The following is a 10928-nucleotide window of genomic DNA, read 5'->3' as shown; positions in this document are numbered from 1 at the left end:
CATGGCCGACCTGACTGCCCTGCTGCAGGCTGCACGCGATGGCGACGCCACGGCCGCCGAAGCCGTCTGGCCGCTGATCTACCCCGAGCTGCGCCGCATCGCCCGCGCCCGGCTGCGCGGCCCGGGCGCGCCCAGCCTCGCCACCGAGGAGCTGCTGCACGAGGGCTTTCTGCGCCTCGCCCAGTCGCCCGCCGCGCCGCTGGTGGACCGGCGCCACTTCTACGCGCTGGCCGCCAAGGCGATGCGCCACATCGTCATCGACCACCTGCGCCGCCGCCACGCCCAGGCGCGCGGCGGCGACTGGCAGGCGCTGAGCTGGGACACCGCGCTGGTGGACGCCGCCACGCCCGAGGCCGATGCCGACCGGCTGCTGGCGCTGGACACCGCGCTGGACGCGCTGGCCGCGCTGGAGCCGCAACTGGCCCACCTCGTGGAGCTGCGCTTCTACGGCGGCTACACCGAAGTCGAGACGGCCGAGGCGCTGGGCCTGGCCGAGCGCACCGTGCGTCGCCACTGGGCCAAGGCGCGCGCCTTTCTGCTGGTGCAGCTGGATGGCCACGCCGATTGACCCGGCGCTGTGGCCGCGGCTGTCGGCCGCGTTCGACGCCGCGCTGGACATCCCGGCCGAGCAGCGCGAGGCCTGGCTGGCCGCCCAGCCCGAAGACATCGCCACGCCACTGCGCGCGCTGCTGCGGGCCCATGACGGCGCGGCCGAGCTGCCGGCCATCGTGCCGCCCTCCCTGGCGCAGCCCGGCCAGCGCATCGGCCCCTACCGCCTCATCGAGCGCATCGGCGCGGGCGGCATGGCCGAGGTCTGGGGCGCGGCCCAGGTCACCGGGCCCATGGCCGGCCGGCATGTCGCGCTGAAGCTGCCGCACCCGGGCCAGCGGCTGGGCGAACGGCTGCGCGACGAGCAGGCGCTGCTGCTGGGCATGGAGCACCCGCACATCGCACGGCTGTACGACGCCGGCGAGGACGACGGCCAGCCCTGGCTGGCGCTGGAGTGGATCAACGGCCGGCCCATCCACGAGGCACTGGCCGGGCGGCCGCTGCGCGAGCGGCTCATCGCCTTCCTGCAGGTGCTGGACGCCGTGCGCCACGCCCACGCGCGGCTGGTGCTGCATGCCGACCTCAAGCCCGCCAACATCCTCGTCGGCAACGACGGCCGCGTGAAGCTGCTGGACTTCGGCATCGCCCGCCTGCTGCACAGCGCCGGGCCGCGCGCCTTCACGCCCGGCGCCGCGGCGCCGGAGCAGCAGCGCGGCGAGGCGCTGACGGTGGCCACCGACGTCTGGGGCCTGGGCGGCGTGCTGGCGGCGCTGGTGCCCGAGCGCCACCGCGCGCTGCATGCCGTCATCGCCCGCGCCCAGGCCGCGGACCCGGCCGACCGCCATGCCGACGTCGAGGCCCTGGCGGCCGACATCCACGGCGTGCTGGACCACCGCCCCGTCAGCGCGCTGCCGCGCTCGCCCGGCTACCGGCTGGCCTGCTTCCTGCGCCGCCAGCGCTGGCCGCTGCTGGGCGCGGCGGCGCTGCTGCTGGGCACCGCTGCCGCGCTCTGGCAGGCCGACAGCGCGCGCCGCGAAGCCCGCCGCGCCGAGGCCGCCAACAGCTATCTGCTGGACCTGTTCAAGACGCTGGACCGCCGCGCCCCCGACGCCGCCCAGCCCGAAGCCGCGCTGCGCCGCCTGCTGGACGAGCGGGCCCGCCGCATCGACGCGCTGCTGCCCACCGACCCCGACACCGCAGACGAGCTGCTGCGCATCACCGCCACGCTGCACGACTACCTCGGCGACGCCCGCCGCAGCCGCGCGCTGGGCGAGCGCCGCTACGGCCTGCTGAAAGGCCGCCTGGGCCTGGGGGACGCGCGCACACAGGCGGCCGGTCTCAGCCTGGCCTGGCCGCTGCTGGCCGCCCAAAACGCGCCGGCCGCTGGCGCGCTGCTCACCGAACTGGACGGCGCGCTCCCGCCCCACGGCCTGGTGCGCGCCGAATGGTGGCTGGCCTGGCACGACCTCCGCCAGCTGCAGGGCGCCGACGCCGCCGAACGCGAGCCGCTGCTGCGCCAGGCGCTGGCGCGCTACGCGGCCGATGCGCCACGCGACAGCGGCCATGCCGCCACCTGGCTGGCGCTCAGCGAACTGCAGGCCGCGGCCGGGCGGCGCGACGACGCGCTGGCATCGGTGGACCGCGCGCTGGCGCTGGTCGTCAACGCGCAGCCCTACATCGCCAGCGACCACGCCCGCCAACTGCTGCACCGCGCCAGCCTCGTCGACGCGCCCACCGACGAGGCACAGGCACTGCAACTGCTGCGCGGCAGCACCGGGCTGCGCGCGGCCTTCCTGCGCCAGCCGCTGCGGGCGCTGATCGCGCGACGCTGCGCGGCGGATGCCACGGCCGCGCAGGCGCTGGCTAGCGAGGCGGGGTTGCCGGGCTGTGCGGCGCCGCGCTAGCTGATCAGGCTTTGGACCGCGCCGCGGTCGGCAGCTCGCCGGTCCAGCGCTTGTAGGCACGGCGGAACGAGCGCGCGTCGGCATAGCCCACCGCCTGGGCCACCTCGGCGATGGTCAGGTCGGTGTTGGCCAGCAGGTCGCGGGCGCGGGCCAGGCGGGTGTTGTCGCGCAGCTCGCGGAAGCTGGTTTCGCGCTGCGCCAGCCGCCGCCGCAGCGTGCGGTCGCTGACGTTGATCTGCCCGGCCATCTCTCCCTGGCGCGGCGCTTCGTGCAGGCCGTGGCGCAGCCGGCTGGCCACTGACTCCAGCAGGTCGTCCTGGCCGATGGGGATGCTCAGCAGCTGGTTGAGCTGCTGGCGCACCAGGTCGCTGGTGATGCGGTCGTAGCCCGGCAGCCGCGCCTGCAGCCAGCGGGTCTCGATGGTCAGCCGGTGCTCGTCGGCCTGGAAGCGCACCGGGCACCGGAAGAAGCGCTCGTGCAGGCGGCGATGCCCCTCGTCGACATAGGCCAGGTCCACCTGCACCGGCCGGAAGCTCGGCCCCACCATCGCGCGCACCACCGCCACGGCGCCGGCGAAGGTCTCCTCGACGAGGAAGGCCTCGGTCTCCACATCGAAGACGTGCGGCGTCACCATCAGGTGGGCTCGCGGGCCGTCGAAGACGAGTCGGTGCTCCAGCATGGAGCCGGCCTCGGTCTGGCGCTCCAGGCCGTAGTGCACCGCCTCGCCCAGCGTCTCGCAGGTCAGCATCGCGAGGCCGGCCAGGCCCCAGGAGATCGGCGTCTCGCGCGCGCCCACCGCCAGGCCCAGCGACGGTTCGCTCAGCATGCGCTGGGCGCGCAGGATGAGCGCGCGGGTCTGCTGGTGCGACACCAGCGCGTCCGGCTGGGTCAGGCCGTGGGCGCTCAGCCCCAGGCCCCGGCACAGGCGCTCGGCAGGCAGGCCGCGGTCCTCGGCAAGCGCCAGCAGCGCGCGCGCAACGCTGGGCACGAGGTTGGCGTGGTGCCGGCGGTCGGTGGTAGCAGTGGGCTCGTTCATGAGGACGGTGTGGTGACGTGGCCGGTACAGCCCCAGCGGCACCGCAGCGCGTTGGCACGGCGAGACCACCGAGGGGATCTTCTGCTTGAGTACATCATGGGTCACGCGGCTGTCATGCAGCACGGGCGGCAGAGCGTCCAGAAATGTACCCAAGGTGGCCGAATCGGTTCCCTCCAAAGGGAACCTCGGTCCCTAGAGTGCCGCTCCATCGCAACCCCGGCCATCGCCCGGACCCGCCATGCCCACGAACCTCACCCCCGCTTTCGCCCGCCGACCCGCCGCCGTCACCGCCGTGCTCGGCGCCGCCTGGCTGCTGGCCGCCTGCAACCCCCACGAACCGCCGCCGGTCGCGCCAGCGGCCCGACCCGTGCTGGTCGCCCCCGTACAGCAGGCGCCCCTCGGCGGCCTGGCCTTTGCTGGCGAGGTGCGTGCCCGCGAGCGGGCCGAACTGGCCTTCGCCGTGCCCGGCGTGGTGCGCGAAGTGCGGGTGGACGTGGGCGCCACCGTGCGCCGCGGCGACCTGCTGGCGCGCATCGACGCCGCGCCCCAACAGGCCCAGCTCGCCAGCATCGAGGCCGACGGCCGCCGCCTGCAGGCCCTGCTGGACGAGGCCCGGCGCCGCGAGCAGCGCCTGCAGGCCGCCCGCGAGAGTGGTGCGGCCACCGAGGCCGAATGGACGGCCGTGCAGGCCGAGGTCAAGGCCGCGCAGGAAGCCCTCGCCGCCGCCCAGGCCCAGCGCACGGCCGCCGCATGGAACCAGGGCCAGACCGAGCTGCGCGCCCCCTTCGATGGCCGTGTTTCGCTGCGCCAGCTCGAAGTGGGCCAGGCGGTGGGCGCCGGCACGGTGGTGGTCGGGCTGGAAGGCCGCGGCCGCGAGCTCTGGCTGACCGTGCCGGGCTCGCTGACGCTGTCGACCGGCCAGACGCTGGCCCTGCAGGGGCCGTCCGGCAGCGCCGAGTCGCGCGTGCTGCAGTTGTCGTCCCGCCTGGAAGCCGGCGGCAGCCGCCGCGTGCTGGTGAGCGCGCCCGAGACCTGGCCGACCGGTGAGGCGGTGTCGGTGCAGCTGTGGCCGCGCGACCCGGCGGCCCTGGCCCTGCTGGTACCGCTGCGTGCGGTGCAGATGGACGCGGCCCGCCCCAGCCAGGGGCAGGTGCTGCGACTGCCGGCCAACAGCGCCGTGCCGGAGCGGGTCGAAGTGATGCTGGGCGCGCTGCAGGGCGACCAGGTCGAGGTGCGCAGCGGCCTGAAGGCGGGAGACCAGGTCGTGCTCGCCGGTGCGCAATCGCTGGTGGCCGGCCAGGCGGTCACGCCCGTGAGCCGTCTGCGCTGAAGGAGGGGCCATGAGCATCACCGCCTACGCCCTGAAGCGACCGCGCTTCGCCTTTCTCGCCGCCCTCTTGCTGGTGCTGTCCGGCCTGTGGCTGGTGCTGGACTTCCCGTCCACCGAAGAGCCCCAGATCACCATCCGCACCGCCACCGTGCTCACGCTGGTGCCGGGCGCCTCGGTCGAGCGCATGGAGCAGCTCGTCGCCCGCCCCGCCGAAGAAGCCATCCAGACCCTGCCCGAGGTCAAGCGCGTCAAGACGACGGTGCGCCCCGGCTTCGCGTTCAGCTATGTGGAACTGGAGCCCACGGTCAGCCCGCAGACCCTGCCCGCCATCTGGCAACGCCTGCGCAACCGGCTGGCCGAGGTGCAACCGCGCCTGCCGCAAGGCGCCGTCGGCCCGTTGGTGGATGACGAGTTCGGCCGCGTGGCCGTGCTGACCGTCGGCCTGACCGGCACCGGCTACACGCCCGGCGAGCTGCGCGAGCAGGCCCGCCTGATGCGCGACCGCCTCTACCACGTGCCCGGTGTGGAGCGCGTGACCCTGCACGGCCTGCGTGACGAGCAGGTGCAGGTCAGCCTGGACCTGCCGGCGCTGGCCGCGCAAGGCCTGGCCCCCAGCGCCGTGGCCGACGCCCTGGCCCGCCGCAACATCGTGGCGCCGGCCGGCTTCGTGCAGGCCGGTGGTGCCCAGCTGTCGCTGCAGGTCAGTGGTGACGCGGCCAGCCTCAAGGCCCTGGCGCAGACGCCCGTGGCCCTGCCCAAGGGCGGCTGGATGCCCCTGGGCCAGCTCGCCCGCGTCGAGCGCCTGCCGCTGGACCCGGCCAGCACGGGCGCCTTCGTCGACGGCCAGTCGGCCGCAGTGCTCGCGGTCTCGATGGATGCCGGGCTCAACGTCATCAGCTTCGCCGACCGGCTGCGCGACGAGATCACGCAGCTCGAGAGCCAACTGCCGGCCGGCATGGCCCTGGTGCCCATCACCGACCAGGCCCAGGTCGTCGGCAAGCAGCTCAAGCAGGTGGGCCAGGTGTTCCTGGAGACCACGGTCATCGTGATGGGCATCGTGGTGCTGTTCCTGGGCCTGCGCACCGGCCTCATCGTCGGCGCCATCGTGCCGACCACGGTGCTCGGCAGTCTGGTGGTGATGAAGCTGCTGTCCATCGACCTGCACATCATCTCCATCGGCGCCATCATCATTGCGCTGGGCCTGTTCGTGGACAACGCCATCGTCGTGGCCGAGGACATGGAGCGCCGCCTCGCGCTGGGCGAACCGCGCGAGCAAGCCGCCGCCGAGGCCGGCCGCACGATGTTCGTGCCGTTGCTGGTGTCGTCGCTGGCCATCATCCTGACCTTCCTGCCGCTGGTGCTCAGCCAGACCGAGACCGGCGAGTACCTGCGCAGCATGGGCATCGTCATGGCGATTGCGCTGCTGCTGTCGCTGCTGCTGGCGGTCACCGTCACGCCGCTGTTGTGCCAGCGCTTTGCCCACCACCATGCCGAACTGAGCCGCACGGCGCGCGCCGTCGAGGCGCTGACCGGCTGGTACCGCGGCAAGGTGCGCTGGGTGCTGGGCCACAAGACGGTCTACATCGGCAGCATGGTGGCCTTGCTGGTGGCGGCCGGCTGGCTGTTCGGCCATGTGCCGTCGGAGCTGATGCCGGCCTCCGAGCGCCGCCAGCTGCAGATGGGCATCGAGCTCGCGCCCGACAGCAGCGGCAACACCACGCTGGCCACCGCCGGCCGCATCTCGGCCGCGCTGGCCGACAGGCAGCGCTTCCCCGAGATCCAGAGCCAGGCGGTCTACGTGGGCGACGGCGGCCCGCGCTTCATCCTGGCGCTCAACCCGCCCACGCCGGCGGCCCATCGCGCCTATGCCGTGCTCAGCCTGGCCCCTGGCATCAGCCATGACGAGGCGCTCACCAAGCTGCGCACCGAGCTGCCGCGCCTGTTCCCGGAGGTGCGCTTCGAGCCCAAGCGCTTCTCGATGGGCTCGGCCGAGTCGGGCCTGGCGGTGTTCCGCCTGTCCAGCGCCGATGGCCAGTCGCACCACGCCGCGGCGGCCAAGCTCACCGAGGCGCTGCGCCAGCTGCCCGACATCGTCGAGCTGAGCAGCGATGCCGAGCGGGCCATCCCGCAGCTGCTCGTGCAGGTGGACCTGTTCAAGGCGGCCGCGGCCGGGCTGTCCAGCGCTGACATCGCGGCCCAGCTGGACCTGCTGCTGGCGGGCCAGGCCGTCACCCAGTTCCGCGAGGGCGACACCCTGCTGCCGGTGGTGGTGCGCGGCGGTGCCGAGGCCCGCGACCGCGTGGAGCAGTTGCGCGCCGCGACGCTGCAGCGCGCCGACGGCCGCGGCACGGTGCCCCTCGGCCAGGTGGCTGACATACAGCTCGCAGCCCAGCCCTCGGTGCTGCAGCGCTTCAACCAGGAGCGCACGGTCACCATCACCGCCAAGCACGCCCGCTGGACGGCCCAGACCCTGGCCGACGCCGTCGCCACCGAGACCTCGGCGCTGCAGCAGGCCGGCAAGGTGCGCATCGCGCTGGGCGGCGAGATCGAAGAGAACGCCAGCGCCAATGGCGCGATCTCGGCCCTGCTGCCGGCCTGCGTGGTGGCGATGTTCCTGCTGTTCGTGTGGCAGTTCGAGAGCCTGCGCAAGAGCCTCATCGTGCTGGCCAGCATTCCCTTCGTCAGCATCGGCGCGGCCATCGCGCTCAAGCTCACCGGCACCACGCTGACCTTCGTCGGCACGCTCGGCCTGCTGGCCCTGGCCGGCATCATCGTGAACAACGCGGTGCTGCTGCTGGACGCCATCGACGAGGCCCGGGCCAGCGGCATGCCGGCTCCGGACGCCATCGAGGACGCGGCGGCCAAGCGCCTGCGCCCCATCGTCATGACCAAGATGGTCTGCATCCTGGGCCTGGTGCCGCTGTACCTGTTCGGCGGCGCGGTCTGGACCAGCCTGGCCGTCGTGATGATGGGCGGCCTGGCCCTGGGCACGCTGATCACGCTGGGCCTCATCCCCGCCCTCTATGCCGTCGCCTACCGCGTGCCCGCCCCCGGCCGCGCCAACCTCCCCACGACGGCCTGAACCCGGACACCCCTCATGAACGCAAGCCTTCACCGCCGCGCCTTCACGCTCTCCGCCCTCGTGCTGGCCCTGGCACTCAGCGGTTGCGCCGCCGTCCCCCCCGGCACTCAACTGCCCACGCTGCAGGCCCGCCATGACGGCGCGCTGCCCGCCGCCGCCGGGCGCAACCTCAGCCCCGATGCAGCCGGCCGCCCCTGGTGGCGCGACCTGCGCGACCCGGCGCTGGACGCCCTGGTCGCCCAGGCCGAGGCCCGCAACCTGGACCTGCAGGCCGCGCTGGCCACCGTGCGCGAAGCCCGCGCCCGCGCCGGCGCCGTGCAGGCAGAGGCCCGACCGCAGGGCAGCCTGGGCGTGCAGGCCCAGGCCACCCGGCCCGCGCTGACCGAAGTCGACCCCTATCGCCAGGGCCTGCCCCGCCCGCCGGAACAGCGGCTGGTCACGCTGGGCCAGGTGCTGAGCTGGGAGATCGACCTGTTCGGCCGCGCCGGCACCGCGCAGGCCGCAGCCGAGCGTGACGCGGACGCGGCAGCCGCCGATGCCCGCGGCGCGCAGGCCCTGGTGCAGGCCGAGGTGGTGAGCCGCTACGTGGCGCTGCGCCACGCCCAGCAGGCCCGACAGCTCGCGGCCGAACAGCAGGCGGTGGCCGAACGGCGCCTGGCTCAACTGCAGGCCCGCGCCCGCGCCGGCCTGGCCGACCCGCGCGAGGCCGATGCCGCCACCGCCGAACTGGCCCAGCTGCGGGCGGCACAGGCGGGCTGGGCTGCACAGGCCTCGGTGGATTGGGCCGCGCTGGCGGTGCTGGTGGGCGAGTCTCCCGCCAGGCCGGGCGCCGCGCTGCAGGCCTTGCAGGCCAGCGCCCCGCTGCCTGACGTGCCGGACGACGCCACGCTGACCGTGCCCGCCGACCTGCTGGCCCGCCGGCCGGATGTGGCCCGCGCCGATGCCCTGCTGCGCGCCGGCCTGGGCCAGCAGGTGCTGGCTGAACGTGCCTACCTGCCCCGCCTGTCGCTGGCCGCCACGCTGGGCCTGCAGCAGACCACCGGCAACCTCGGCCAGGCCAACGCCCTGCGCTACGCTGCCGGGCCGATGCTGCAGTGGGACTGGCTGGACAGCGGCCGCCGCGCCGCCCAGACCGCCGCCGCCAAGGCCGGCAACGAACGCGCCTGGGCCCAGTTCGAGAAGACGGTGCTGACCGCACTGGCCGAAGGCGAGACCGCCCTGCGCGGCTGGCAGGCGCAGTGGCAGGCCTGGCAGCAGGCCCAGGCGGCGCTGCAGGCGGCCGACCAGGCGCTGCGCTACACCCAGCGGCGCGAAGCCCTCGGCCTGGAGCCTGCCGCCACCGCCCTGGCCTCGCGCCAGCAACAGCTCACGGCCGCCCAGCAGCAGCTCGACCAGCAGGCCCGCACGCTGGGCGCCTATGCGCAGGTGCAGCTGGCGCTGGCGGCCTGGCAGCCGCCGTTGTCGTCGTTGTCGCCGTTACCACCGTCGCCATAAGGCAGCCATCACGCGCCGGGTGCCCACCCAGGGTTTGCGCGGCCCGGCGTCACGGCGCCGCAAGGCCGGGCGGTGATGATGTCGGCAGCAAGCCAACGAGACGAGGACGTGATGAGGTCGTGCAAGCGCTGGGGCGCGAGTTGCGGGGCGGCGCTGGCCCTGGTGCTGTTGACCGGTTGTTCCAGCTACCGGCCCTGGGTCAATCCGCCGCTGGCGAGCGCCAGCGCCAGTGCGCCTGCATCGCGGCCGGCGCCACCGCCGCCCAGCCAGCCGGTCATGATGGCCGTCACCCTGTCCGGCGGCGGCGCCCGCGCGGCGGCCTTCGGCCTGGGCGTGCTGCGTGAACTGAAGGGCACGGGCTTCGCGCTGGACGGTCACTCGACCACATTGCTGGACCAGACGGTCATGATCAGCGGCGTGTCCGGCGGCAGCATCCTGGCGGCGCATTTCGCCGCCTTCGGCGACGCCACGCTCGACCGCTTCGAGCCCGATTTCCTGGCCGTGCCGTTCGAGAGCCGCCTCATCCGCGAGGCCTTGTGGCCGGCGCGGCTGTACCGGCTCACGTCGCCCTGGTATGGCCGCAGCCAGGTGCTGGCGCAGCGCTTCGACGAGTTGTTCCAGGGGCGCACCTTTGCGGATGTGCGCCGCCGCCCCGGCGCGCCGGAGCTGATGATCACCGCCACCGACCTCACCAGCGGCGCCCCCTTCGACTTCACGCCCGAGCAGTTCCAGCGCATCTGCTCCGACCTGGACGCCACGCCGCTGAGCTTTGCCGTCGCGGCGTCGTCCGCCGTGCCGCTGCTGCTGTCGCCGGTCACCGTGCACAACCATGCCGACAGGTGCCCGCACCCGGCGCCGCCGGCGGCCGACACGCCGGGGCTGGACTTCCGCAGCCGCATGCTGCAACGCAGCGCCGATGCCTACCGCAACGCCAAGGACAAGCCTTTCATCCACCTCGTCGACGGCGGCGTGACCGACAACCTCGGCGTGCGGCTGATGCTGGACCGCATGGTGGCGCTGGGGTCGATGAGCGCGAACTTCGCCGACGCGAAGCCCGGCAGCATCCGGCGGCTGGTGCTGGTCACCGTGAACTCCGAGCGCGGCCTGACCGAGCGCGTGGACAACAGCGATCGCGTGCCCACGACCACCCAGGTGCTGGAGACGCTGATCTTCGGCGCCGGCTCGCGCGAGACGGAGATCACGCTGGGCCTGCTGAACGACGACACGCAGCGCTGGCGGGCCGAGATCGACCGTGCCCGGGGACAGCCGGGCAGCCCGTTCGCGGCGGACGCCGAGATCCACGTCATCAGTGTCAGCCTGCACGACGTGCCGGACGACAAGATGCGCCACTCGCTGCTGCGTGTGCCCACCGCCTTCACCATCGAAGCCCGGGACGTTGTGGACCTGCAGCAGGCTGGCGCACAGGCGCTGCGCGCGGCGCCGGCCTACCGGGCGCTGCAGGCGTCGCTGCAGCGGCTGGGCCAGCCGTCGCCAACGCCCCCCTAACTTGAGATGGCCGGTTTTGCCGGCCGA

7 protein-coding genes are annotated in these 10928 nt (G+C 74.0%); 6 read left to right on the top strand and 1 reads right to left on the bottom strand.

The window, feature by feature from the left end; all coding sequences use genetic code 11:
- Nucleotide 1 precedes the first annotated feature (1 nt).
- Nucleotides 2-568, top strand: coding sequence for an ECF-type sigma factor (locus tag ACG04Q_RS09985; protein WP_394510757.1), 567 nt, complete (start codon nt 2-4; stop codon nt 566-568).
- Entirely contained in the window at nt 552-2453 is a 1902-nt protein-coding gene (locus tag ACG04Q_RS09980; RefSeq protein ID WP_394510756.1) for a protein kinase domain-containing protein, read from the top strand. Before ACG04Q_RS09985 ends, ACG04Q_RS09980 begins: the two co-directional genes overlap by 17 nt.
- Before the next feature lie 4 nt (nt 2454-2457).
- On the opposite strand, the gene ACG04Q_RS09975 is transcribed toward ACG04Q_RS09980, so the two are convergent.
- On the bottom strand, nt 2458-3489 hold the full coding sequence (locus ACG04Q_RS09975) for an AraC family transcriptional regulator (protein ID WP_394510755.1): 1032 nt from the start codon (nt 3487-3489) through the stop codon (nt 2458-2460).
- Nucleotides 3490-3727: 238 nt separating this feature from the next.
- Here ACG04Q_RS09975 and ACG04Q_RS09970 point away from each other — a divergent pair, with 238 nt between their 5' ends.
- The 4 genes from ACG04Q_RS09970 to ACG04Q_RS09955 all read left to right on the top strand — a co-directional run bounded on the left by ACG04Q_RS09970 (nt 3728) and on the right by ACG04Q_RS09955 (nt 10901).
- On the top strand, nt 3728-4819 hold the full coding sequence (locus tag ACG04Q_RS09970; RefSeq protein WP_394510753.1) for an efflux RND transporter periplasmic adaptor subunit: 1092 nt from the start codon (nt 3728-3730) through the stop codon (nt 4817-4819).
- A 10-nt stretch (nt 4820-4829) separates the two neighbouring features.
- On the top strand, nt 4830-7901 hold the full coding sequence (locus ACG04Q_RS09965) for an efflux RND transporter permease subunit (protein ID WP_394510752.1): 3072 nt from the start codon (nt 4830-4832) through the stop codon (nt 7899-7901).
- A 15-nt stretch (nt 7902-7916) separates the two neighbouring features.
- On the top strand, nt 7917-9395 hold the full coding sequence (locus tag ACG04Q_RS09960; protein WP_394510751.1) for a TolC family protein: 1479 nt from the start codon (nt 7917-7919) through the stop codon (nt 9393-9395).
- Nucleotides 9396-9506: 111 nt separating this feature from the next.
- Entirely contained in the window at nt 9507-10901 is a 1395-nt protein-coding gene (locus ACG04Q_RS09955; RefSeq protein WP_394510750.1) for a patatin-like phospholipase family protein, read from the top strand.
- Nucleotides 10902-10928: the final 27 nt, after the last annotated feature.

It is taken from the genome of Pelomonas lactea, from assembly GCF_043555885.1.
Taxonomy (GTDB): Bacteria; Pseudomonadota; Gammaproteobacteria; order Burkholderiales; family Burkholderiaceae_C; genus Pelomonas; species Pelomonas lactea.
The sequence above is the reverse complement of the archived record's forward strand: the minus strand, read 5'-3'. Positions and strand labels throughout refer to the sequence as shown.